Raw genomic sequence first — 25,190 nt, 5'->3', positions numbered from 1 at the left:
TAATGAGTAGGATATTTTCTTGATCATGGCGAATACGCTCGTTGGCAGCACAAGCACACAGCCGGGTCTGGTTGCCGCACTTATCCTTACATTTTATAATGATAAAATCAGTTAATGAGTTATCAGAAGTTATGCTTTGAGGTCTCTCCCCTGTTTACATTCTCCCTCACTTTTCTTAAGAAAAAACGAACGGATTCATCATTGAGTTTGCGGTTAAATAAGCATAAAAAATACCCCTTAATAGGTATTAAATTGGTATATACAGAGATGATGAAGACTTTATCGAGAATAAACCCAGAATTACTGATTATTGTAAGGATCACTATCGGTGGTTTATCACAATCCCAATTCTTATTTTAGTCGTTTATGCTGACTAATAAGATGACACACTCACCAAACTCTTAAGCATCCTTTAACATTACACTTCAATTCCGGCCACGCCTCTCCCATGGGGAGAGGCGGTTCTACCGTAAACATGGTGCCGCACCATCTGGCTTAACGGCCTGGTACGGCTCGACGAACTCAAGCCTTTTGCTTAACAGGCAAACACGTCAATCACCCTTCGTAACTGCGAAACAGTGCCTGACCGCGTAGCAGACGAACGCCCAGCCAACCACCGCATAGCGAAAGCAGCAACGCACTCAGCAACGGCAATGCCCACCACAATACCGGCGTCGGCGACCACGGGAAGTCGAAGACCTTGGTTTGCAACAGCCACAGGGCCGCCTCTGCACCCACCGCTGCCGCAATACCGGCCACCAGCCCGAGTAAGGCGAACTCACACCACAGCGTGCCACGCAGCAGACGTTTACCCGCCCCCAAGGTGCGATACACCACCAGTTCCTGCCTGCGCTGACGCATCCCTACCTGCACCTGTGCCAGCAGCAGCAGGCCACCGCAGATCACCACCAGCACCACCATCACCTCTAACGCTCTGCTCACCTGCTGCAACACGCCGCCAACCTGTTTCAGGATCGAACCAATATCCAGCAGGCTCAGCGTAGGAAATTGGCGATTGAGCTGGGTCAGCAACTGGCCATCGCCGTCATAACGGAAGCTGGTCAGCCAGGTTTGCGGCTGGCCGTCCAAGGCACCCGGCGGGAAGATAAAGTAGAAGTTCGGTTTCAGGCTTTCCCAATCCACCTGCCGCAGGCTGGTGACTTTTGCGCTGAACGACTGAGTATCGCCGCTGAAGGTCAGGGTATCGCCCAGTTTGATTTTGAGCCGCCCAGCGATGCCTTCATCCATAGAGACTTCCCCACGCTTCGGCGGCCAGGTGCCCGCCGTTAGCGGATTATGATCCGGCAGATCCGCCTGCCAGGTCAGGTTCAGTTCACGGTTGACCGCTTCACCACCGGGATCGTCCTCATGCACCCTTTCCGTTGCCACCTGCTGGTTAATTTCGGTCAGGCGCACGCGCACGATCGGGTAGAAGGTTTCCTCTTTCAACTGGTGCTGTTGCAGGAATGCTTTCACCTGTGGCACCTGCGCTTGCGTCATATTCAGCAGGAAATAGTTTGGGCTGCCCGGCGGCAACTGCTGCTGCCAGCGATCGAGCAGATCGTTACGCAGCACCAGCAACAGCGCCAACAGCATGAACGACAGCGAAAAAGCCGCCAACTGGCTGATCGTCACCCACGGCTGATGCAGCAAGCGGTTTACCGCCAGGCGCAGCGCCAGGTTTTTCAGCGTAATGTGCCGCAGCAGCAACAGGCTGCCCCAGCCAATGCCGCCCAGCAACAGTGCCAACACCACCATCCCGGCGAGGATCGCCCACAGCAGCGTGCTCGCCCCCATCAGCACGGTCAGCAGCAGCACCACTATCACTGCGCTGACCGGCAGGAAATAACGCAGCGGCCAGACGTTCGCCACCACGTCCCGGCGCAAAACACGCAGCGGCTGGGTGGCCAGCAATTGCCGGTACGGGCGCAGGCCGACCAGCAGCGAAATCATCACCAGCGCCCCCATCGCCCACACCCACGGCCAGGCACCGGCAGCGGGCAGTTGCCCTGGTAATACCGGCGAAAGCAGGCGGATCAGCAGCGCTTCAAACCCCAACCCGATCAGGCTGCCACCGGCCCCGGCCAGCAACAGCACCGCCAGCCACTGGCCAACAATCAGCCGGCTCAGCGCCCGGCGCCCCGCCCCCAAGGTTTTCAGCACCGCAATCAGATCGTAACGGCTGCGGCAATAGTGGCTCATCGCCACCGCCACGGCGGCAATCGACAGCAGCAGCGTCAGCAGTGCCGAAAGCAGCAGGAACTGCTGTGAGCGCTGCAGCGATTTCCCCAGCGCACTGCCGGACTCCTCCAAGCCAAACCAGCGCTGATCCGGCTTGAGCTGCGGCTTAAGGCGTTCTTCATAACGCTGAATATCCTCTGCGGAACCGGCAAACATATAGCGGTATGTCAGGCGGCTGCCCGGCTGCACCGCACCGGTTTTTGCGACATCCGCCAGATTGATGATCGCCCGCGGTGCGGTCTGGAAGGGGTTGAAACCCGCATCCGGCTCCTGAATGATTTCACCGGCAATGCGCAGGGTGGTATCCCCCACCTCCAGATTGTCGCCAACGCGAATCCCCAGCAGATCCAACAGGCGCGGCGCCACCAGCACCGTGCCGGGCTCCGGTTTGAGATTGGCCGGGCGGGTTTCCAGCTTGCCATACAGCGGATAAAGCACATCGGTCGCTTTCACTTCCGCCAGCTGCGGGCGCTCCCCGGCATAGGTCATGGTCGTGAAGCTGAGCTGGCGGCTAACCTTCAGCCCCTGCTGCTGCGCATCAAGGATCCACCCTTCCGGAACCGGGCGCGCGCTGCGTAACACGCGATCGCCCGCAATAAAGTCGCGGCTTTGCTGGCTCAAGCCTTTGTCCATACGATCGCTGATACTGCCGAGCGCCAGCACGCAGGCAACCGACAACGTCAGCGCCAGCCAGACAATCAGCAGCGAAGGCGAACGCCATTCACGCCAGAACCAACGCCAGATCATGCTTCCTCCCACAGCTTGCCTTCACGCAAGCGCAGCCGCCGCTGGCAGCGCGCAGCCAGCGTTTCGTCGTGAGTGACCAGGATCAAGGTGGTGGAAAAATCACGGTTGAGGGTGAACAGCAGATCGGCGATGCGTTCGCCGGTGTGGCGATCGAGGTTACCGGTCGGCTCATCGGCAAACAACACCCGAGGGCGGCCGCTGAACGCCCGCGCCAGCGCCACACGCTGCTGCTCACCACCGGAAAGCTGCGCAGGCAGGTGGTTAAGGCGTTTGCCCAGGCCAAGCTGCTCCAGTAATTGCACCGCCTGCTCGCGGCTGTGGCGATCGCTCTCGCCACGCAGCAACGCCGGTAGCTGGACGTTCTCCAACGCATTCAGCGTTGGCACCAGCATGAAAGATTGAAACACAAACCCGACGTTTCTGGCACGCAGTGCCGCACGCCCTTCTTCATCCAGGGTAGTCAGCGACTCGCCCAGCAGGTGCACCTCTCCTTCGCTGCCATCGTCCAACCCGGCAAGGATCCCCAGCAGCGTCGATTTCCCCGAACCGGATTCGCCGATCAGGGCAATTGTCTGCGCGGGTTTGACAACCAGCTCGACTCCGGTAAGGATGGTGAGCTGATGCTCACCCTGACCAACGTGTTTACTAAGATGATGAACTTCAAGAACGTTTTCCGCTGGCATCTTCCCTTCCTTTTGCTGTTGGGATTATTCAGTTTACGTGCTGCCGCCGCCGATACCTTATTGATTCTGGGCGACAGTTTAAGTGCTGGCTACCGTCTGCCGGTGGCGCAGGCCTGGCCGACGCTGTTGGCTAATGCCTGGCAGAAACACCCCGGTAGCCCACGGGTGATCAACGCCAGTATCAGCGGCGACACCGCAGCCCAGGGGCTGGCGCGCCTGCCTGAGCTGTTAAAACAGCACCAGCCGCGCTGGGTGGTGATTGAACTGGGTGCCAACGATGGGTTACGCGGCTTCCCGGCTCAGGATATCCAGCGCGATCTCAGCCAGATTATCACCCTGGTGCAGCAGACGGGGGCACAACCGCTGCTCATGCAAATTCATATTCCGCCAAACTATGGCCGCCGCTATACCGAGGCGTTCAGTGCTATCTACCCTGCATTGGCCAAACAGTTCAACATTCCGCTACTGCCGTTCTTTATGGAACAGGTGGTGATTAAACCGGAATGGATGCAGGATGACGGGTTGCATCCTAACCAGGATGCCCAGCCGTTTATCGCCACCTGGATGGCAAAGCGGCTGGAACCTCTAGTAAAACATGAGTCTAACTGAATAGGGCCGCCAACTAGGTAAAGTTATGCAAAAAGCGATATTGATAACCGGCTGTTCCAGCGGAATTGGGCTGATTGCCGCACAGGATCTGCGTAACCGTGGCTACCGCGTGCTGGCCGCCTGCCGCAAACCGCAGGACGTGGAAAACATGTGCCAGCTCGGGCTGGAAGGGATTGAGCTGGATCTGGATGACAGCGCCAGCGTAGAGCGTGCCGCCGCGCAGGTGATCGAAATGACCAACGGCCGCCTGTATGGCCTGTTCAACAACGGCGGTTATGGCGTTTATGGCCCGCTCAGCACGATCTCACGCCAGCAGTTGGAACAGCAGTTCTCAACCAACCTGTTTGGTACCCATCAGTTAACGCAGTTGCTGTTGCCGGCCATGTTACCGCACGGTGAAGGGCGTATTATCCAGACCAGTTCGGTGATGGGGCTGGTCGCCAGCGCCGGGCGCGGAGCCTACGCCGCCAGCAAGTTTGCGCTGGAGGCCTGGTCCGATGCGCTGCGTATGGAGCTGCACGGCACCGGCATTCAGGTCAGCCTGATCGAACCCGGCCCGCTCACCACGCATTTTACCCAGAACGTTAATCAGACACAGAGCGATAAACCGGTGCATAATCCGCGTATCGCCAAACTGCTGACGCTGCCGCCGGAGGCCGTGCTGCCGAAGTTGCGCCATGCGCTGGAAAGCCCGAGGGCCAAACTGCGCTACCCGGTCACGCTGCTGGCCCATGCCCTGGGGATCCTGCGCCGCCTGCTGCCTGGCAGGGTGCTAGACTGGATGATGCGCAGCAATGGTTAAGCCAACCAGGCCAGGGTTGAAGTGCGTCAGTTCGCCCCCATTTAGAACCCAATCGCTCCGCAAGCTCAGAGAGAAAAACCATGCTAGCTCAAGCTGTTGTTGATATTAATGAAACTAACCTGCACCAGACGCTGGAACAATCCATGTCCGTCCCGGTACTGTTCTACTTCTGGTCCGATCGCAGCCAGCACTGTCTGCAGCTCACGCCCGTTTTGGACAAGCTGGCAGCGGAGTATGCCGGGCAGTTCATTTTGGCCAAAGTGGACTGTGACGCAGAACAGATGATCGCCTCCCAGTTTGGGCTGCGCTCGATCCCCACCGTTTATATGTTCCAAGAGGGCCAGCCGGTTGATGGTTTCCAAGGCCCGCAGCCGGAAGAGATGATCCGCGAATTCCTGCAACGTTTCCTGCCCAAAACGGAAGATCTGAAACTGGCCGAAGCCGTGGAAATGCTGCAGGACGATCGTGCTCTCGACGCTCTGCCATTGCTGAAAGACGCCTGGCAAGCCAGCAATCAGCGCAGCGATATCGGCCTGACGCTGGCAGAAACGCAGATCGCCCTGAACAAATTGGAAGACGCCGAAGCGGTGCTGGCAACCATTCCATTACAGGATCGCGATACCCGTTACCAAGGGCTGATCGCGCAGATTGAATTACTGAAACAGGCTGCCGACACGCCAGAGATCCAACAGTTACAGCAGCAGGTGCAGCAGCAGCCGGAAAACGTCGAGCTGGCGGTTCAGCTTGCCCTGCAACTGCATCAGGTTGGCCGTAATGAAGAAGCGCTGGAACTGCTGATGGGCCATCTGCAAAAAGATCTGGCTGCCGCCAACGGCAATGCGCGCAAAACGTTGATGGATATTCTGGCCGCGCTGGGCACCGGTGATGCGCTGGCGGGTAAATATCGCCGCCAGCTTTATTCTTTATTGTATTGAACCTTCGCTAATCAGGGTACAGCCTGCTGTACCCTGTTCTCCCTGATTTCACGCCAGTAATCGATAAACCAACGTACCCGCAGCTTGAAGTATGAAGGGGATATTAGGCTTTCTCCCACCGTTGACGTACTATCTATTAATACGTCTGACAGGAGGTTATGCCATGTTTACCGTTATTCCCGTTGTGATCGTTGTTGCGTTGATTATCGTCTTCGCCAGCGTAAAAATTGTGCCACAGGGCTTCCAATGGACGGTGGAGCGCTTCGGCCGTTATACCAAGACGTTGATGCCCGGGTTGAGCGTCGTGGTGCCATTTATGGATCGCATCGGCCGCAAGATTAATATGATGGAACAGGTGCTGGATATCCCTTCCCAAGAGATTATCTCGCGCGATAACGCCAACGTGGCCATTGATGCCGTATGCTTTATTCAGGTGGTCGATCCGGCGCGTGCCGCCTATGAGGTCAGCAACCTGGAACAGGCGATCGTTAACCTTACCATGACCAACTTCCGTACCGTGCTCGGCTCCATGGAGCTGGACGAAATGCTATCGCAACGCGACAGCATCAACAGCCGTTTACTGCATATCGTCGATGAGGCCACCAATCCTTGGGGCGTCAAAATTACCCGCATTGAAATCCGCGATGTGCGCCCACCCGCCGAACTGATCGCGTCGATGAATGCACAGATGAAGGCTGAACGTACCAAACGTGCCGATATTCTGGAAGCTGAAGGGGTACGCCAGGCGGCGATCCTGCGTGCCGAAGGGGATAAACAGTCGCAGATCCTGAAAGCGGAAGGGGAACGCCAATCGGCATTCTTGCAGGCCGAAGCGCGTGAACGTGCCGCCGAAGCAGAAGCGCGGGCAACGCAGTTGGTTTCCGATGCCATTGCCAGCGGCAATATCCAAGCCGTGAACTACTTCGTGGCGCAAAAGTACACCGATGCGCTGCAGAAAATCGGTTCCGCTAATAACAGTAAAGTGATCATGATGCCGCTGGATGCCAGCAGTCTGTTGGGCTCCATCGGTGGCATTACCGAGTTGCTGAAAGAAAGTAAAGGTAAGTAATCATGATTGAGCAGATCGCAGCAAACCCACAGTGGTTCTGGATCTCTCTCGGTGGGTTGCTGCTGGCCGCCGAAATGCTCGGTGCCAGCGGTTACCTGCTGTGGAGCGGCCTGTCGGCGGTGCTGGTTGGGATTGTCGTCTGGTTGCTGCCGCAGCTCAACTGGGAGTGGCAAGGCGCCATTTTTGCCGTGTTGACCATCGCCGTGGCTTATCTATGGTGGTACTGGCTACGCCAGCGGCCTGCCGCGGCAACCAGCGGTTCGCAGGTGCTGAACCAGCGTAACCGCCAGTTGATTGGCACCCGCGCTACCTTGACCGAGCCAATGCACAACGGCCTGGGGCGCATCAATATTGGTGACAGCAGTTGGCGCGCGCAGGCTAACGAGGATCTGCCGGTTGGCACCGAAGTGGAAGTGGTGGCCGTTGAAGGCGTCACCTTGGTGATCCGCGCCATTAACCGCTAATGCCGGTGGCAGCAGCCTGCCAGATTGTTAATGATCGGGCAGTCTGCCCCATCGTCACCTGGGCACTGTTCCGCCAGCGCTAATAGCCGCTGGCGCATTTGCCCCAATTCACTGATGTGTTTTTCAATCTCAGCCACTTTCTGCAGGGTGCGCGCCTTGACATCGGCACTGTGGCGCGCCGGGTCGTTAAACAACGCCACCAATTCGCGGCACTCATCAAGATTAAACCCCACCTGACGCGCCTGACGCAGCAACGTTAACTCTTCAACGTGCTTCAGATCGTAACTACGGTAGCCGTTCTCCGTGCGGATTGGGGCGGTGACTAAGCCTTTTTCTTCGTAAAAACGAATCGCTTTGCTGGTTAAACCGGTTTTTTTAGCCACATCGCTGATATTCATTGAACCTCCTTGACCTTACCCTTGCTGGAAGGTTTAAGCTCATTTTTAATGATAAACATTGAGGCGGTCAAGCCTTAAGCAATAGCCCTGGTTACGAGGAAATCAATAATGTCTCAAACAACGGTATTATCGCTGCAGGGGCTTTCCTGCATGCACTGTGTTGGCAGCGCGCGCAAGGCGCTCGAGGCTGTTCCGGGGGTGACTTCCGCTGAGGTCACTCTGGAATCAGCCAACGTTTACGGCGATGCCGATGCACAACGGTTGATCGCAGCCATAGAAGAGGCAGGTTTTCACGCCAAGCTGAAGGCCTCCTCACTCACCTAAACACTAAGTTGCTGGCTGCCCTCTACTTTACGGAAACACAGGCGGCGGTTAGAACATCAGTGGCCATGGTTACCGCTGCGACCATGGCACTTTCATCTCCCTACTCAGTAACGCCAAGTCATCTTATAGCAGAGCACAATCTACCGTGCTCTGCTTAGCTTTGGGATAAATCCCTCACTGTTCAGCCTTTCTTATGGGGGGGATAGCGTTTAGCATGGGGCAAACGCTAATCAGGAGCCACGTTGCATGGGTCAACTGTTACACCGCATCGCCGCTTTCCTCGGCATTATTTCTCCGCACGCCCACGCCTACCCAGCGCTGGACATCACGTTGCCGGGCAACCGTCAGCTCCATCTGGTGGGCAGCATTCATATGGGCACAGTGAATATGTCCCCCTTGCCCGCACAGCTGATTGCCCGTTTACGGCAGGCGGATGCGTTGATCGTTGAAGCCGATATCACGGGTTCCTCTTCACCTTTTGCCCAGGATGGCGAACAAATCCCGCTGGAACAACGCCTCACCACTGAAGAATTTCGTCATTTACAGGTACTTTGCCAAGAGTTGGGCGTCGATAGTGAAACCTTCTCTGCCCTGCCAGGCTGGCAGGTTGCCTTGATGATGCAGGCGCGACAGGCGCAACAATTGGGACTACGCGCCGAATACGGTATCGACTATCAGTTATTGCAAGCCGCCAAAACGCAGCACAAAGCAGTGATCGAACTGGAAGGGGCAGAGGAACAATGGGATATGCTGCAACAACTGCCAGAAGGGGGAATAGCGTTGCTGCACGATACGCTGGAGCACTGGCATACCAACGCGCGGCTGCTGCAAACCATGATGAGTTGGTGGTTGGACGCCAAGCCAAACGCCACGCTGGAAACCTTGCCTTCTACCTTTTGCGCCGAACTGTATGACGTGCTGATGCACCGCCGTAACCGCAGTTGGCAGCAAAAACTGGAAGCGTTACCGCCAGGAAATTATGTGGTGGCCGTTGGTGCCCTGCACCTGTATGGCGAGGATAACCTGCCCGCCATGCTGCAACCCCACTAAAAAAAGTGGCCAATATCGCTATTGGCCAGTCAAAGAGGAATTTCTCATATTTTTAGTTATACGCATTGTAGCCGTGTTAGCGGTTACAATAGACAGGGTAGCAATCTGGTGAACCTATTGGCAACTGCCTTTACTTATTCCCGGCGTAGGTTGCTTAGCAAGCAGCGTTTTTGTAATTTTATGGTCGCAAACTGCAACCTTCTTATCGTTTAGGAACCTCCCTTATGACGCCCGCAGTGGTACTGCTTGAAAAACAAAAGGTGGCTTTCACCCTTCATCCTTACCATCACGACAGCGAAGAAACCCACTTCGGTGATGAAGTGGTGAAAAAGCTGGGGCTGAACGCCGAGCAAGTCTATAAAACCCTGCTGGTGGCACTCAATGGCGATAGCAAGCATCTGGCGGTGGCGGTCACCCCGGTAGCCACTCAGTTGGATCTGAAAAAGGTCGCCAAAGCGCTGGGGGCCAAAAAAGCCGAGATGGCCGATCCGCTGTTAGCACAGCGTGTCACCGGCTATCTGGTGGGGGGGATCAGCCCACTCGGGCAGAAAAAACGGCTGCCGACGGTGATCGACAGCCAGGCACAGCAATTCACCACGATTTTCGTTTCCGGCGGCAAACGCGGGCTGGATATTGAGCTCGCCGCCGGCGATTTATGCCGTTTACTCAGCGGCAATTTTGCCGATATCGCCAAACGGGATTGAAAACCCCATTAAACAACGGTGGCAGCATCACCACCGTTGTTGCACCTAGGGTTACTTAAGAAACTTTATGTTCTTAATATCATACTCAAAGCCCGCCTGCGTATTGCCCCAGGCAGGAAACACCGTGAAGCTGTTAATACTCTGATCAAAATAAGCATTGCTCACTTTAGACGTAATGGTGCTCATCGGGACCGCGATCGTTTTCCACTCGCCAAGAACCAGTTTGGCTCCTGCCAGCGAGTCAACGAAGATATCCCCCGTGTCACCTTTACTGCCGCCGACTTTAATCACTAAACCTGTTTGCTCAGAGTCTTGCTTTTGCGCGCCTAGCGACTTGACGAAAATATCAAACTGCAGATGACCGCTGGCAAACTGCTTGAGGTTTTGAGGGGCGAAATTAAGGTGCAATAGGCCTTTATACGATTCGGGGCTGTGCACATTATAAGCAACGCCGATCACAGAGGCGGCCTCTGTTACGGTCATATGCGTAACCCCTTCCGGTAAGGGTTGCCAGTTATCCGTATTGTACTGATCGCTGGTTACCTTTGTTGCGCCAAAGTCAGCCAGAATATCGTAGCTTGCCCCCTCTAACGGCGGTAATTCGGCGGCATGGAACGTCTCACAGGGAATGGCATCTTTGGGTAAACCGTCCGGCTGCGGCACATAACGGATGGCACCAATATCAAAGTTTATCGCTTCGGCAGTGTAGATGAGGAAAGGCGTATTCATCATTTGGTACGACATTCCCGTTTCTACCATGCACTGAACGGGGATTTTAATTGTCGACCACTCACTTGAAGGCTTGGGGAGAATATTGGCGATGTTAACTTCACCCCGGCAGGGATATTCGCAGTGCGTAGACAAATTAACCAACGCGGGATTGCCTGAATGGATGCGAATATCAAACTCGATAGTCGATTTAGCATTCACATAGCGATTGTAATCCGCCCCTTTGCTGTCAGTAGTTTGCATATAGATCTGAGCGGCAGATTTACCGACAAAACCTTCGGTTTCCCCGGTGAAATTAACGTTCAGGGCTGACTGCTGCATACCTTGGTAATCGATCCCCTTGGTGGTTAGCGAACCAATGGTCGTTTCACCTTTGGTTATTTCATGCTTAGCCCAACCGTTAATATCTCCCGATATGGCCGCAACAAATTCGCCTTTCGCATTTTTGCCAAAGATCTCGAGCGGGGTATCCGCAACGCCGGTATCCGGTGCAGATATACCACAGCCATAATCACGGGGATCCAGAGGAAGATTATTTAGATCTGCTTCCGTCGCGGCGACGTCGGTTTTACCGGCATAATTCAAACCGTAACCATATGGAAAGAGCTGCCCATATTCACCATCAAGTTCCTGTTCAATAACCTGGCCGGTGATGCCGTCAACGGGCGTGATATAGCCAGCGATGTTTGGCGCAGCGCGGTTAATGGTAGTGGAACACTTGGTTGCTCCCCATGTGTAGGACAATTTGCCTTTAAAGTCCTTATCACCGAACAGCACATCCGTAATGCCCAGCCCTTCAGTACCGGGCAACCAGGCCGCGACAAAGGCATCAGAGTGATTGATCTCTTCGTTAACATAAAGCGGTCGCCCGGAATAAAACACCGTGACCACTTTATAGCCTTGCTCTTTGAGCGATTTAATCAGCTCTGAATCTTTGCGGTATTTCGATTTCAGCGCGGCGAACTCAAGCGTTTGTGACTTGGAGATATCCCCAAACATTTCAGCGTAGGGATCTTCGCCGATCACGACAACCGCTACCGCTTCTTCAGGCGTGGTAGCCGTAACGTCGGTAATCACATTCTCCGCGCCAACCACACTTTTCATGGCCATTAACAGGGTTTGTGCATGTGGGAAGTCTTTCTCGATGGTGTTGCCATCTCCCTGCCATGATAACGACCAGCCACCGGTCTGTTTGGTGATATCGTTGGCCGCAGAGCCCACCACCAGATATTTCGCCCCTTTCTTCAATGGCAGCGCTTGCGCTTCGTTCTTCAACAGCACCAGAGACTCGGATACCGCCTGACGTGCAACAGCAACGTGCTCAGGGGCGCTGAGCACCTCCTGTTTACCCGCCAACGCACGTTGGCTGGGCATCGGTTTCTCCCACAGGTTGGCACGCATTTTAACGCGTAGAATACGGGTGACCGCATCGTCAATACGTTCCATCGGGATAATGCCGGATTTAACCTGATCGATGACGTTCTGGTAAAATGCGTGCCAATCATTACGTGATGTCACCATAAAAACGTCGTTACCCGCGATAACGGCTTGCGGGCAGTTGGCCGCAGAGCAGCCGTTGATCTCACCCTGGCCATTCCAGTCGGTCACCACCAGGCCATCAAAGCCCATTTTGCCTTTCAGCACATCGATGATGAGATACTTTGAGCCGTGGATTTTCTGGTTTTGCATGTAGCCAGAGTCGGTGCTTGCAGCAGAGTAATAGGGGTTATCTAGCATCGGATCGACGTTGGCCGGGTTCCACCATGAGTTAAATGAACTCATCACCACCTGCGCCCCTGCGCTCAGGCCACCGATATAGCCCATGGCGTGAATATTACGCAGATATTCCTCGGTATAGCGGTTTTGGCCGTGATCGATACCCTGCAGCGTGCCGCCGTCACCGACCCAGTGTTTAACGTTCGAGATCACGTTCAGTTCGCCTTTCAGGCCTTCTTCACCGCCCTGAATGCCTTGAACCATGCGTTTCGCATACTCGTAAACGATCTCGGGATCTTCAGAATAACCTTCGTATACGCGGCCCCAGCGATAATCACGCGGCGTGGCCACGGTTGGTGCAAACGTCCAGTCCAAGCCGGTAGCGACAATCTCACGCGCGGTCACAGCACCGATCTTTTCAATAAGATCGGGGTTACGCGCGGCCCCGAGGCCGATGTTGTGCGGGAAAACCGTTGCCATAAACACGTTGTTATGGCCGTGCACAGCATCCGTTGCCCACATAAAGGGGATCCTGAATCCGCGCCCTTCATAAACGCGTTCCAGCGCTAACCAATATTTGTCCGCCTCTTTCGCCCACTCTTCAGCGGTGGCGTACTTATTATTGCCTGGCGCAGCACCGCCGCCGTTCAGGATAGAACCTAATTTATACTGTTCTGCCTCTTCGGGCGTCACATCGCGTAAATCAGGCTGTATCATCTGCCCCACTTTTTCTTCCAGCGTCATCATCGCCAGAATACGCTGAATTTCTGTTTCCATTGCCGGATCTTTTTTGATGACGCTGTTAACGTTCTCCCAGTCGGCAAAGTAAGGCAGGGCGGTGCTCGGTGGGTTAATATCACCTCCATTACTGTTACCACCATTGTTGTTACCGTTGTTGTTACCGTTGTTGTTACCGTTATTATTACTGCTATTTCCCGCACTATTATTGTTGCTCTGCGTCGTGCTTTTTTCAGCACTATCGCAGCCAATCAACGCTAAAGAAATAAGCATGCTAATGATTACACTTTTCGTCTTTATCACAGAATCCCTCTCCGAGTAGAAAAGCAAACACCTTGGAAGATTCCAAGTCTTGTAAAACATAAGAGATGTTTAACAGAGGGAAATAAATAATACTAAGATATATTTCACACTTCGAAATAAATGCCTGGCTGGGTAGATTGGAAATGGGAGGGGAGCCCGCAAACCTTTCAATGTCACTTTTAATCACACGTAAAACGGAAAGCACACTTCTTCTGTTGTCTTATTTTTGCTGTGCAGCAGCTTGATTGCTGAATAAGCGTAGCCTGGCTGCCAGGCTGCGCTTATTCAAAGTAAAATCCCTTTACTGATAAACAATCTCACCTTTCGGCTCAAACGCCGCCGCATCCAGCGGTGAATGCTTTTCGATATATTGTTTCAGCACTTCTGCATCGATAAAACCGGTATTCACGTAGCTCGGCAGGGTAGAGATCTTCGGATAGCCATCACCGCCCAATGCGTTGAAATTCAGCGTGGCCAGGCGATAGGTTTTATCCGCCTGCAACGGTTCACCGTTGATTTTCACGTTGCTAACGCCTTTACCGTCGGCCACTAGGCTGACGTTGGCGAATTGGGCGTAGGCCCCGGAATCCACCTTCATATTTGCCACCACCGCCAGATATTGCTCTATTTCACTGCCTTTCATATCGGCATATACCAGCGTATTGCCGAACGGCTGTACCTTGAGCACGTTTTTGTAGGTGATATCGCCCGCCTCAATCGAATCACGTACACCGCCGCCGCTCATCACGGCAAAATCGGCATTGGCCCTTTCGATCTGCGCGGCCAGCAGCACACGGGCCAAGTTGGTCTGCACAAAGCGCACTTTGCTGCGATCGCCTTCCAGTTTGCCGTTAACGCTGCCGATCTTCACACCCAACTGCGCCTGGCCCTTTTCCTGGAACGGCGTCAGCAGCTTCATCATGCCCGGGTCTTCGGCAATCGCCTGGGTGTAATAAACGCGTTCGCTGCTGCCGTCGGCCTTCTCGACTTTCTTCTTCAGGTTGACCGGGATCAGTTGGTAATGCATCAGCTTCAGTTCACCGTTACGGAACTGGAAATCGGCCCGGCCCACGTACTTGCCCCACTCATGCGCCTGCACGATCCAGGTGCCGTTCTGGCGATCCGGCGCACACGGCGTTCCCGGCACGTAGTCCACCTGCTTGTGGTTCTCACTGGCCATACAGACCGGATCCTGCGAATGGCCGCCAACGATCATGTCGAGGTAACCCGCAGGCAGGCTGCGCGCCATCTCCACATCCCCCGGCGCGTTAGAGCCATGATTGCCGTCATCGTAGTGGCCCATATGGGTAGCGGCGATAATCACGTCGGGCTTTTCGTCTTTGCGTAGCTGCTCAACCACCTGCCTGGCCTCCTGCGCCGGCACGCGGAATTCGATGTCGGTGAAATACTCCGGGTTACCGATCTTGGCGGTGTCGTCGGTGGTCAGGCCGATCACCGCAATTTTAACCCCTTGCTTGTCGAACAAGGCATAAGGCTTGAACAAGCGCTGTTGGGTGCTTTTCTGATAAATATTGGCCGACAGCAGCGGGAAAGAGGCCCACTTTTCCTGCTGACGCAGCACGCTGAGCGGGTTGTCAAACTCGTGGTTGCCGATCGCCATGGCGTCATAACCAATCAGCGTCATGCCACGGAAATCAGGCTCGGCGTCCTGTAAATCAGACTCCGGCACGCCGGTATTGATATCGCCACCGGACAGCAGCAGCACGCTGCCGCCTTTGGCCGCCACTTCCTGACGGATGCTATCCACCAGCGTTTTCTGTGCGCCTAAACCGTACTCACCGTGATCGTTTTGCCAGAAATGGCCGTGATGATCGTTGGTGTGCAGGATGGTGATATCGTAGGTTTTATCCTTTTCCCAGGCACTGGCCGCTCCTGAAAGCAAAGTCAGGGACACGGCCAACGCACATGCGGTGGTTTTTAGCGAAAAACGCATGGCGGATCTCCATTGCTGATAACGGTTATTGTCGATGCGTGTGGAAGTGTAACGCGAATTGACAACAACCCATTTCAAATTTTTGTGACATGAGTTGGATTATGCCGGATGGGATAAATACTGTTCAGTGCTGGGAGCTCGCCGCTGCGGCATAACATCGCAGCAACAACATTGTCGCATGAAAGGTGAACAGTATAAGATGGCGATTCTGTCATCCACTTACCAGGCTAATAATTATATGACTGACCGTAGCGAAGCCGCCCTGCCACCCGCCAGAGGCAGTGCGGTTAAGGGTACCGTCTTTTCGATCCTCGGTGCCATCAGCGTTTCTCACCTGCTCAACGACATGATTCAATCGCTGATCCTGGCGATTTACCCTATCCTGCGTGCCGATTTCAACCTCAGCTTTGTGCAAATCGGCATGATCACCCTCACCTATCAGCTCACGGCATCGCTGCTGCAACCGCTGATTGGCTACTACACTGACAAGCACCCGCAGCCCTATTCGCTGCCCGTCGGTATGGGATTCACCCTGTCTGGCTTATTGCTGCTTTCGGTTGCCAACACCTTCCCATTCGTGCTGCTGGCGGCGGCACTGGTAGGCACCGGTTCTTCGGTTTTCCACCCGGAATCCTCGCGAGTGGCGCGGATGGCCTCCGGTGGGCGACACGGCTTGGCGCAGTCGCTGTTCCAGGTGGGCGGCAACTTTGGCAGTTCACTCGGCCCGCTGCTGGCAGCTCTGGTGATCGCGCCTTACGGTAAAGGCAATGTGGCCTGGTTCTCGCTCGCCGCACTGCTGGCGATTGTGGTCTTGCTCCAGGTTAGCAAATGGTATCAGCAGCAACACCGGGTTGCGCAAAGCATGCCCAAAGCCCCGCCAGCGGGATTACCGCTGCCAAAACGTACCGTAGTGTTCTCACTCGGCATTCTGCTGATCCTGATTTTCTCTAAATACTTCTATCTCACCAGTATCAGCAGCTATTACACCTTTTATCTGATGCAAAAGTTCGGTGTTTCGATACAGAATGCCCAGCTTCATCTGTTCGCTTTTCTGTTTGCCGTGGCGGCAGGAACCCTGATAGGTGGGCCTTTAGGGGATAAGTTCGGGCGCAAGTATGTGATTTGGGGCTCGATCCTCGGTGTTGCGCCCTTTACGCTGGTTTTACCCTATGCTTCCCTCTATTGGACCGGGATTTTAACGGTGATTATCGGGCTTATTCTGGCCTCGGCGTTTTCTGCCATTCTGGTATACGCACAGGACCTTATTCCGGGCAAAGTGGGCATGGTTTCCGGCCTATTCTTCGGTTTTGCTTTCGGTATGGGCGGTTTAGGTGCGGCAGTTCTTGGTTATGTGGCCGACTTGACCAGTATCGAGCTGGTTTATCAAATCTGTGCTTTCCTGCCATTAATTGGGATCATCACCGCTTTACTGCCGAATGTGAACCACAAAGTGCATTAAGCCAGACATTCAAACGGTTGAAAGCCATTCATCATCCGGGTTATTCACACTGTATAACCGAATTATTTACCTTTTTAGTTATTAAATAAGCCATTTGGTGCAAAAAATGTGAAATCCTCTGTTTTTCCGCATAAATGGCAAAATTAACCCAACACGGCTCAAGCAAATGCAATAAACTCTCTATCTGTTTTCGTCAAATGACTGTGATGCGCAACTAGAAGGAGTCTGGATGCATAATTCAACACCCCTGATCACCACGATTGTCGGAGGATTAGTCCTCGCTTTCCTTTTGGGCATGCTGGCAAACCGCCTGCGTATCTCCCCTCTGGTGGGATATCTGGCTGCAGGCGTGCTTGCCGGCCCGTTTACCCCCGGTTTTGTTGCCGATACCTCTCTGGCACCGGAACTGGCGGAAATCGGTGTGATTCTTCTGATGTTTGGTGTTGGCCTCCATTTCTCTCTTAAAGATCTTCTCTCAGTAAAATCTATCGCCATCCCCGGTGCCGTTGCGCAGATTGCCGTCGCGACCTTATTGGGCATGGGGCTCTCTAAATTAATGGGTTGGGATCTGGTCTCCGGCCTGGTGTTCGGCCTGTGTTTGTCCACCGCCAGCACCGTGGTGCTGCTGCGGGCGTTGGAAGAACGGCAGTTGATTGAAAGCCAGCGCGGGCAAATCGCCATCGGTTGGCTGATCGTCGAAGATTTAGCCATGGTGCTGACGCTGGTATTGCTGCCCGCTTTCGCCAATATGATCGGCAGCGATGATACCAGCACTTCCCACCTGCTGACCGAACTGGCATTCACCATCGGTAAAGTGATCGCTTTTATCGCACTGATGATCGTGGTTGGCCGCCGTCTGGTGCCATGGATCCTGGCCAAAACCGCCAGTACCGGCTCACGCGAGCTGTTTACGCTGGCGGTGCTGGCGCTGGCATTGGGAATTGCTTACGGTGCCGTCGGCCTGTTTGATGTCTCATTTGCGCTGGGTGCCTTCTTTGCGGGCATGGTGCTGAACGAATCGGAGCTGAGCCACCGGGCCGCGCACGATACGCTGCCGCTGCGTGACGCCTTTGCAGTGCTGTTCTTTGTTTCCGTCGGGATGCTGTTTGATCCGATGATTCTGCTGCACGAACCGTTGGCGGTGCTGGCTACGCTGGCGATTATCGTGTTTGGTAAATCACTGGCGGCATTCCTGCTGGTAAAAATGTTCGGCCACTCCAAGCGCACCGCGCTGACGATCTCCGCCAGCCTGGCGCAGATCGGTGAATTTGCCTTTATCCTCGCCGGGCTGGGGGTCACCCTCGGCATGATGGATCAGCACAGCCGTAACCTGGTGCTGGCCGGGGCGATTCTGTCGATTATGCTCAATCCGCTGCTGTTTACCTTGCTGGAGCGCTATCTGGCAAAAACCGAAACCATGGAGGATCAAACCCTGGAAGAGGCGGTAGAAGAAGAGAAACAGATCCCGGTGGATATGTGTAACCATGCGCTGATCGTCGGTTCTGGTAACGTTGGCAGCCTGTTGGGCACCAAACTCGCCAAGGCCGGTATTCCACTGGTGGTGGTTGAAAACTCACGCCCGCGGGTTGAGGCGCTGCGTGAACAGGGCGTCAAAGTGGTGTTGGGCAATGCGGCCAATGCAGAAATCATGGATCTGGCGCGCCTCGACTGCGCACGCTGGCTGCTGCTGACCATTCCAAACAGTTACGAAGCCGGTGAGATCGTGGCCTCTGCACGCGCCAAACGGCCGGATCTCGAGATCATTGTCCGTGCCCACTATGATGAAGAAATCCCATACCTCTCTGAGCAGGGTGCCGATCAGGTAGTGATGGGCGAGCGCGAAATTGCCAACAGCATGCTGCATGGCATCAGGCTGGAAACGCTGTCGGAAGAAGAGAAAATGGGCGCATGCCCGATTTAACAAATACCCCTCAGGAGCGCCATAACCGCGCTCCTGCTCGTTTCGCTTACCTTTCCCAGTAAGACTCTTCCAGGCTGTCTTCCCGTTCAGGCAAACCGCGCGTCAGGCGCGGTGAATGCTGATTCAGCACCTGATAACTGACGCGGTTGGCATATTTACACACCTGCGCCAAAGAGGAATAGGTCAGGTAGCTGCGCACGTGTTTGCTGGAATTCGGTACGTTGTTGCGGTGATAGCCATTGGCCGCAATATCGTGCAGCAAGGCCGACAGGGCTGCATCACCCGCACCGTTGGTATTCATGATTTTTTCCGGGCCGCCCATATAAGGCGCAATGTGCGAATAGATACGCAATGGGTTTTCGCAGTTTACACGGCGCATGCCGCGGCTGAATTCATAGCGGTTAAACTCGGCAATCTGGCCCGGCAGCAGCGGATGCTGGGTTTCACGCTTGTTGGCCTCTTCCGTGTAGCCTGCCATATACAGGCCGTTTGGCCCGGCGGTACACAGCACCAGATCCACCCAATCCAACGCCATATCCGAAGCCATCAGCGGATCGCCGAGCCCGGTCAATTCCAGGGCTTCGTCCTCGTTCATCGCCAGAATAGAGACGTGATCGTTGAGAAAATCACGCCACCACTGCGGTTTGTCGGCAATCACATATTTGGTGCCCAGCGTCAGCACCACCGGCACATCATGCTTTTTGGCAAACTCAATCGCCCGCATGGTGGCCGCTGGCATAGGTTCGCCCGGCTTGCAGCGCACCAGATAAGAGGTCAGCACCAACGCCGAAGCCCCGGCAATCACCTCTTCAGGGATACTCTCCGGGCGCAGTTGGTTCATCTGCCCCGGGCTGATGGCAAAGGTGCGCTCGCCGCTTTCAGCGATCAGCGTGAAACAGCGGCCAATCGCACTATCCACCGCTTGCAGGTAGTTGAGATCGGTGCGGCTGGAGGTGTTACACAGATAGCGGTAGGCATAGCTGCCAATCTTGATGTTGCTGCACATCACCCCCAACAAGATCGAACGATCGTCCGCCAGTACCGAATAGTTGTGCAAGGTATTGCCGATCGTGCCACCTGCAAATTGGTGAGTGATCAGGTTATTGTCCAGCAGTTCCTGGTACAGAGCTTCGGCAATGTCATCTTCAATCACCAGTGAATGGCCGAGGCTCAAGCCGTAGCGCGCCACAAACGCATCGTCCACTTTCGCTTCGATATCCACTAGCGTCTGGTCAATGCCGACGATATAAGAGGTGCCGATTTCATTTTCTGGCTGTGCCTGCTGCAACAGCGGATCGCGAGCGTTAACCGGGAAATAGTGTTTGGATTTACGTTTACCAGGAAATTTCATGTGATTGACGAAGTTGGCTGTGAACGGGCAGGAATAGTAGCATATTCCTGCCCGTTTGATTAAAACCGCTGTGCCACCAACTCTTGCATCATATCGATATGCGCCGAGTCATCATTAAGCGCGGAGATGTATTCGAACCTTTCACCGCCAGCCTCAAGGAAGATCTCCCGGTTCTGCTCTTTGATCTCTTCCAATGTTTCCAGGCAATCGGCCGAAAAACCAGGGCAAATCAGTTGCACATGCTTAACGCCCTGGGCTGGCAGGCTTTTCAGGGTTTCATCGGTGTAGGGGGTTAACCAAGGCTCGCGGCCAAAGCGCGACTGGTAAGTCAGCATGACCCTGTCCGCCGCCAACGGCAGCGTGGCCGCCAGCGCCCGGTAGGTATCCTCACAGCGTTGCGGATAGTCATCCCCCAAACGGGCATAGCGCTTGGGAATGCCGTGGAATGACATGATCAAACGATCGGGCTGGCCGTGCTCGGCAAAACAGCGCTCAACGCTTTGCCGCAATGCGGAAATATAGGTGGGATGTTCGGCGTAATCGCGAATAAAACCGATCGATGGCAAACGGCGGTAGCCTTTGAGCACCCGCGCCACGCCATCCCACACCGCCGCGCTGGTCGAGCAGGAGTATTGCGGATAAAGCGGCAGCACCACCAGGTTGGTTACCCCTTGGGACAGCAGGTTATCGATCGCCTGCGCCAGGCTCGGTGAGCCGTAGCTCATCCCCAGCTCTACCGGCGTGTTCGGCATACGTGCCGCTAACGCCTGCTGCTGACGGCGGCTGTAAACCAGCAACGGTGAGCCTTCGTCCATCCATACCGATTGGTACAGCTTGGCCACGCGCGGCGAGCGCAGCGGTAAAATGACCCCGTTCAGAATCGGCCACCAGAGCAGCGGTGACAGATCGACCACGCGGCCATCGCTGAGGAACTCTTTCAGATAGCGTTTTACCGCTCGCGGGGTAGGGGCATCGGGCGTACCCAAGTTCACCAGCAATACCCCGTGTTTTTCTTGCTTCATTACAGTTCCCTTTTCCGGCCTGGCTAATACGCTGTTATTAGACGTGATTAATGGCGTCATGCTTGTCAGTTAAGGCTAAACCGTTCCCTCTACCTTAAGAAGATGACGGGGGAAGATCACCGAATTAAGCCCCTCACCCCGGCCCTCTCCCACAAGGAGGGCGACACGTTTAGCATCTGCTGCAAAATCAGGCGATTCTGCGCTTAACTGACTGACATAAAAGTAATGACAGCTATTGTAGCGGAAAAGTGCTTAGCCGGAACCGATATCAGCAACAGGTATTCCCACTGTGGCTCACTTCTGCGCCAGTTGCCATACCGCAGCCACGTTGCGCGCCGTCACTTCCAGATTGCGCGCTGCCCCCGCCAACGCCTCTTCCAGAGTCACAATGCGATCCAGCACCGAGAAAGCAGCATCAATACCGTGCTGATGCACCACCTGATAATCCGCCGCCAAACTGCCAGCAATGCCGATCACCGGCAGATGATGACGTTTCGCTACCCGCGCTACGCCGATCGGCGTTTTACCGTGAATCGATTGGCTGTCGAGCCGCCCTTCACCGGTAATCACCAGATCGGCATCGCGCAGCGCGTCTTCCAGTTGAAGCGTTTCGATCACGATCTCAATACCTGGCCGCAGCTGAGCGGCAAGAAAACCGATCAACGCCGCCCCCATGCCCCCTGCCGCTCCCGCACCGGCAGCATTCAATACCGCACGGCCAGTAGCCTGCTCCAACAGCGTGCCGTAGTGGTGCAGCGCGTTATCCAACTCCTGCACCATCGCTGGCGTTGCCCCTTTCTGCGGGCCAAAAACCGCCGAAGCGCCTTTTGCTCCGCACAACGGGTTATCCACATCACAGGCCACGGTGATCTTCACCTGCTGCAAACGCGGATCCAGTAGGCTGAGATCGAGATGAGCCAGCTGTGCCAGCGCTGCGCCCCCCGGTTGCAGCGGCTGGTGCTGTTCGTCCAGCAGCCGAGCCCCTAGCGCCTGCATCATGCCCGCGCCGCCATCGTTGGTTGCGCTGCCGCCGATGCCGAGGATGATTGATTTCACCCCGCGATCCAACGCGGCCAGGATCAGTTCGCCTGTGCCATAGCTGGTGGTAATGCGCGGGTTACGCTCGCCGCTGGCAGCCAAGTGCAACCCTGACGCGGCGGCCATCTCGATCACCGCCGTCTCGCCATCCCCCAGCAGGCCATAGAAGGCCTCTACCGGCTTGCCCAGAGGGCCGGTGGCACTGACCATAACAAGCTCTCCGCCCGTGGCGGCCACCATGGAATCCACCGTTCCCTCACCACCATCCGCCATCGGCAGCAGCACATACTGCGCCGCAGGGAATATCTGACGAAAACCACGTTCAATCGCATGCGCCACTTCCAGTGCGCTGAGGCTTTCTTTAAATGAGTCCGGCGCAATGACGACTTTCTTCAGCATGTTCATTTTGAATTCCTTAACCTGCGAGATTGAATACGCCAAACATCAGCGCAGAGAGGGTTGCAATGGTAAAGCCCACCAGCGTTTCGTAAGGCAATAACTTCAGCCGTTCATGCACCACCATATTGGTGCTCCCGCCGGTAGCGTGAAAGAAACTGCCGTGCGGCAGGTGATCCAGCACGGTAGCCCCCGCGTGGATCATTGCGGCACCCGCCAGCCCACTGATGCCCAACTCCAGCAATGTGCTGCTGAACACCCCGGAGGCAACGGCGGTGCCTGCCGTGGTAGACGCCGTGGCCATCGACATCAGCGCGCCAGAAAGCGGTGCCAGCAGCCAGGCGGGCATCCCGGTGTGGGTTAAGCCGGCAATCAGGGCGTCTTTTAAGGCTGAATTAGCGATAATCCCGGCCAATGTTCCCGTGCCGAGCAGCATAATCGCCACCGGTGCCATACGGCTGAGGCCCGAAATCATGAATCTGTTGCTGTCGCGGATACGCCCCATCAGCAGCGCCCCCAGCAAGCCGCCAACCGGCAAGGCGATTAACGGATCTACGGCAATACCGGCGATCGGGCGCAGTGACAAAAGCAGAATCGCAATCAAAGGCGCGCTGATTGCGGCGGCAAAGCCAGGACGAGCTCCTTCGGTCTGCAGGGTCAGTTCTTCCGCACTGACCCTGCTGCCCTTATTGCTCAAACGCTTAGCCAACACGTACGCCACCACCAGGCCACAGAGGCCCGGCACGATCCCGGCCATCATCACCGAGGTGAGAGGAACATTAAAATTCTCTGCGGCGGCAATGGTATTAGGATTGGGCGACATCACGTTGCCCGCCTTGCCGCCGCCGACCATTGCCAGCAGAATCGCCACGCGGGAGATCCCGGCTTTCTGCGCGATAGACAAGGCGATCGGTGCCACGGTGATCACCGCCACATCGATAAACACCCCGACGGCGGTCAGGATCAAGGTTGCCACCGCCAAAGCCAGTAAAGCGCGAGTTTCCCCGACCTTACGCACGATGGTTTCTGCAATGGTGTGTGCCGCACCAGATTCGATCAAGACGCCAGCCAGCACCCCGGCGGCCAGAATGCGCATCACCGCATTGGTGATGCCCTGCGCACCGGTAATCATCAGCGTGACGGTTTGTACCAGATCGGCACCGCCGCATAAGCCGCCCGCCAGCGCCCCGGCGATCATGCCATAGGCTGGTGGAACCTTACGTAGAATCAGTACGATAGCGACAGTTAATGCCACCAGAGCGCCTAAAGTGGATACCGTTGTCATTATTATTTTCCCTTGGTTGGTGTGCCAGCCAACTTACCGCCAGCATTCCGTTTTAGCCTGAGAGAAAACAACAAAAACATCCGGCCAAAGGGGCAGGAAAATTGTGGGTTAATACAGTTCAGTCATTAATCAGCATGCCGATATAAAGCTGTAAATTATCGCCTAGGTTATTGATTTTTAAACCTGTTATCGCCTCAATTTTCTGCAGGCGATACCGCAGCGTATTCACATGAATATGAAGCTGCGCCGCCGTCTGCGTTTGATCACAATTCTGGTAAAAGTATTGACGGAGCGTATTACGCAGCACGCCTTTCTCGTCCTTCTCGCTCAACACCGCCCAGGGTCGTGACAGTTCTTGTGCCCGCCAGTCCTCTCCCAGATCGCACAGCAGCGCAGGCAACGGGTAATCCTGATAGAACAGCGTTTTATGCCGTAGCTTCAACCTGCGGGCCATTGCCTGAGTCGCCCGCGCCGTGAGGGTCGAACGCCGTAAACCTTCCAGGCCGGTGAAATAACCACCGATAATCAGCCTGACGCTGAAACGGCCCTGTAACTGGCTCAACAGCTGCTGCGCCTGACGGCGCTCCTGCTTCAGGCTCCATTCGCCTTGCTGCAACATGGCAGGCCGCAGCAGCACCAGCTCATTGAAATGCGTCATGGCGATCAGCGCTTCACGCTGCGTGTTTTCTAATTCGGTCAATAAATCGCGTAATAACTGAGGCTGCCGATCGTATAGCTCGACAATCCAGACCAGGCGTGGCTGCTGTAAATCCAGCCCCAGATAAGCCGCCATGGCGTCCAGCGAGCCCGGCTCCGTTTGCGGCTGCAGCAGTTGGTTCGCCAACTCTTCACGGTAGCGCCGCTCCCACTGATGCTGATCCAGCAACGCCGCCTGTTCCACCATCAGCTCAGCGGCCATTTTCACCAGTTCGGCATAGGCACGCACTTCCAGCGGATCGCCTGAGATGCCAATCACCCCCACGTGCTGCTGACGAAAGCTGAACGGCAGATTGATGCCGGGCTTAACCCCTTTCAGATGTGCCGCCGTCGCGGCATCGATTTCCACCACACGATTTTCCGTCAATGCCAGTACCGCGCCTTCATGGCGTTGGTACAGCCGCGCCGGATCGCCAGAGGCAATAATCACGCCGTTGCTGTCCATCACGTTGACCGAATGATGAATAATGCCCATCGCACGCTGCACGATCTGCCGCGCGGTAGCTTCTTCCAGCAAACGGGTCTGTTTGAGCAT

Annotated in this window: 19 protein-coding genes and 1 pseudogene; 10 read left to right on the top strand and 10 right to left on the bottom strand. The window is 55.3% G+C overall.

The window, feature by feature from the left end:
- Nucleotides 1-555 precede the first annotated feature (555 nt).
- Together ybbP and ybbA are read right to left on the bottom strand one after the other, a co-directional pair.
- The gene (ybbP, locus tag BMI79_RS03920) at nucleotides 556-2,988 is read right to left on the bottom strand and encodes a putative ABC transporter permease subunit YbbP (RefSeq protein WP_076940627.1); all 2,433 of its coding nucleotides are present in this window, start codon (nucleotides 2,986-2,988) and stop codon (nucleotides 556-558) included.
- On the bottom strand, nucleotides 2,985-3,671 hold the full coding sequence (ybbA, locus tag BMI79_RS03915) for a putative ABC transporter ATP-binding protein YbbA (protein ID WP_076940626.1): 687 nt from the start codon (nucleotides 3,669-3,671) through the stop codon (nucleotides 2,985-2,987). The genes ybbP and ybbA overlap by 4 nt, the downstream gene beginning before the upstream one ends.
- Between ybbA and tesA the strand changes: the two genes are divergently transcribed.
- From tesA to BMI79_RS03890, 5 genes are all read left to right on the top strand, one after another.
- Nucleotides 3,642-4,280 carry a multifunctional acyl-CoA thioesterase I/protease I/lysophospholipase L1 gene (gene tesA, locus BMI79_RS03910; protein WP_167370514.1) on the top strand — a complete coding sequence of 213 codons (639 nt, stop codon included), beginning with the start codon at nucleotides 3,642-3,644 and terminating at the stop codon, nucleotides 4,278-4,280. The two genes, ybbA and tesA, sit on opposite strands and share 30 nt — an antisense overlap.
- A 25-nt stretch (nucleotides 4,281-4,305) precedes the next feature.
- On the top strand, nucleotides 4,306-5,082 hold the full coding sequence (locus BMI79_RS03905) for an SDR family oxidoreductase (protein ID WP_076940622.1): 777 nt from the start codon (nucleotides 4,306-4,308) through the stop codon (nucleotides 5,080-5,082).
- Between the two features lie 80 nt (nucleotides 5,083-5,162).
- A complete protein-coding gene (locus tag BMI79_RS03900) occupies nucleotides 5,163-6,017 on the top strand; it encodes a co-chaperone YbbN (RefSeq protein ID WP_076940621.1) in 855 nt (284 codons plus the stop codon).
- 163 nt (nucleotides 6,018-6,180) lie between these two features.
- Entirely contained in the window at nucleotides 6,181-7,086 is a 906-nt protein-coding gene (locus tag BMI79_RS03895) for an SPFH domain-containing protein (RefSeq protein ID WP_076940619.1), read from the top strand.
- A 2-nt stretch (nucleotides 7,087-7,088) separates the two neighbouring features.
- On the top strand, nucleotides 7,089-7,550 hold the full coding sequence (locus tag BMI79_RS03890) for an NfeD family protein (RefSeq protein ID WP_076940618.1): 462 nt from the start codon (nucleotides 7,089-7,091) through the stop codon (nucleotides 7,548-7,550).
- On the opposite strand, the gene cueR is transcribed toward BMI79_RS03890, so the two are convergent.
- The gene (cueR, locus tag BMI79_RS03885) at nucleotides 7,547-7,948 is read right to left on the bottom strand and encodes a Cu(I)-responsive transcriptional regulator (protein WP_076940616.1); all 402 of its coding nucleotides are present in this window, start codon (nucleotides 7,946-7,948) and stop codon (nucleotides 7,547-7,549) included. The genes BMI79_RS03890 and cueR overlap by 4 nt on opposite strands.
- A gap of 120 nt (nucleotides 7,949-8,068) precedes the next feature.
- Here cueR and BMI79_RS03880 point away from each other — a divergent pair.
- The 3 genes and pseudogenes from BMI79_RS03880 to ybaK all read left to right on the top strand — a co-directional run.
- Nucleotides 8,069-8,263, top strand: a pseudogene (locus BMI79_RS03880) (cation transporter); the annotation flags it as partial.
- A 255-nt stretch (nucleotides 8,264-8,518) separates the two neighbouring features.
- Complete coding sequence (locus tag BMI79_RS03875) at nucleotides 8,519-9,322, top strand: TraB/GumN family protein (RefSeq protein ID WP_076940613.1); 804 nt, start codon at nucleotides 8,519-8,521, stop codon at nucleotides 9,320-9,322.
- A 224-nt stretch (nucleotides 9,323-9,546) separates the two neighbouring features.
- Nucleotides 9,547-10,026, top strand: a complete 480-nt coding sequence (gene ybaK, locus BMI79_RS03870; protein WP_076940611.1) for a Cys-tRNA(Pro)/Cys-tRNA(Cys) deacylase YbaK — start codon at nucleotides 9,547-9,549, stop codon at nucleotides 10,024-10,026.
- Between the two features lie 51 nt (nucleotides 10,027-10,077).
- Here ybaK and BMI79_RS03865 read toward each other — a convergent pair whose 3' ends face one another.
- Together BMI79_RS03865 and ushA are read right to left on the bottom strand one after the other, a co-directional pair.
- Nucleotides 10,078-13,482, bottom strand: a complete 3,405-nt coding sequence (locus BMI79_RS03865) for a glycoside hydrolase family 3 protein (protein WP_083704357.1) — start codon at nucleotides 13,480-13,482, stop codon at nucleotides 10,078-10,080.
- A gap of 331 nt (nucleotides 13,483-13,813) precedes the next feature.
- On the bottom strand, nucleotides 13,814-15,466 hold the full coding sequence (gene ushA, locus BMI79_RS03860) for a bifunctional UDP-sugar hydrolase/5'-nucleotidase UshA (protein ID WP_076940609.1): 1,653 nt from the start codon (nucleotides 15,464-15,466) through the stop codon (nucleotides 13,814-13,816).
- 238 nt (nucleotides 15,467-15,704) lie between these two features.
- Here ushA and BMI79_RS03855 point away from each other — a divergent pair, with 238 nt between their 5' ends.
- Both BMI79_RS03855 and ybaL read left to right on the top strand, forming a co-directional pair.
- The gene (locus tag BMI79_RS03855; RefSeq protein ID WP_076941222.1) at nucleotides 15,705-16,925 is read left to right on the top strand and encodes an MFS transporter; all 1,221 of its coding nucleotides are present in this window, start codon (nucleotides 15,705-15,707) and stop codon (nucleotides 16,923-16,925) included.
- A gap of 229 nt (nucleotides 16,926-17,154) precedes the next feature.
- Nucleotides 17,155-18,846 carry a YbaL family putative K(+) efflux transporter gene (gene ybaL / locus BMI79_RS03850; RefSeq protein WP_076940608.1) on the top strand — a complete coding sequence of 564 codons (1,692 nt, stop codon included), beginning with the start codon at nucleotides 17,155-17,157 and terminating at the stop codon, nucleotides 18,844-18,846.
- Nucleotides 18,847-18,892: 46 nt separating this feature from the next.
- Here the strand turns inward: ybaL and BMI79_RS03845 are convergent, their stop codons facing one another.
- The 5 genes from BMI79_RS03845 to BMI79_RS03825 form a co-directional block, all read right to left on the bottom strand.
- Nucleotides 18,893-20,197: an inosine/guanosine kinase gene (locus BMI79_RS03845; RefSeq protein WP_076940607.1), complete on the bottom strand. Its 1,305-nt coding sequence runs from the start codon at nucleotides 20,195-20,197 to the stop codon at nucleotides 18,893-18,895.
- A 59-nt stretch (nucleotides 20,198-20,256) separates the two neighbouring features.
- Nucleotides 20,257-21,219 (bottom strand): ferrochelatase, encoded by a 963-nt coding sequence (gene hemH / locus BMI79_RS03840; RefSeq protein ID WP_125828715.1) that lies wholly within the window; start codon nucleotides 21,217-21,219, stop codon nucleotides 20,257-20,259.
- Nucleotides 21,220-21,513: 294 nt separating this feature from the next.
- Nucleotides 21,514-22,662 carry a glycerate kinase gene (locus tag BMI79_RS03835; RefSeq protein ID WP_076940603.1) on the bottom strand — a complete coding sequence of 383 codons (1,149 nt, stop codon included), beginning with the start codon at nucleotides 22,660-22,662 and terminating at the stop codon, nucleotides 21,514-21,516.
- 10 nt (nucleotides 22,663-22,672) lie between these two features.
- The gene (locus tag BMI79_RS03830; protein WP_076940602.1) at nucleotides 22,673-23,938 is read right to left on the bottom strand and encodes a GntP family permease; all 1,266 of its coding nucleotides are present in this window, start codon (nucleotides 23,936-23,938) and stop codon (nucleotides 22,673-22,675) included.
- A 118-nt stretch (nucleotides 23,939-24,056) separates the two neighbouring features.
- The gene (locus BMI79_RS03825; protein WP_076940600.1) at nucleotides 24,057-25,190 is read right to left on the bottom strand and encodes a sugar diacid recognition domain-containing protein; all 1,134 of its coding nucleotides are present in this window, start codon (nucleotides 25,188-25,190) and stop codon (nucleotides 24,057-24,059) included.

The sequence above is a fragment of the Serratia oryzae genome (genome assembly GCF_001976145.1).
Classification (GTDB): domain Bacteria; phylum Pseudomonadota; class Gammaproteobacteria; order Enterobacterales; family Enterobacteriaceae; genus Chania; species Chania oryzae.
This window is presented reverse-complemented; position numbering and strand designations above follow the sequence as displayed.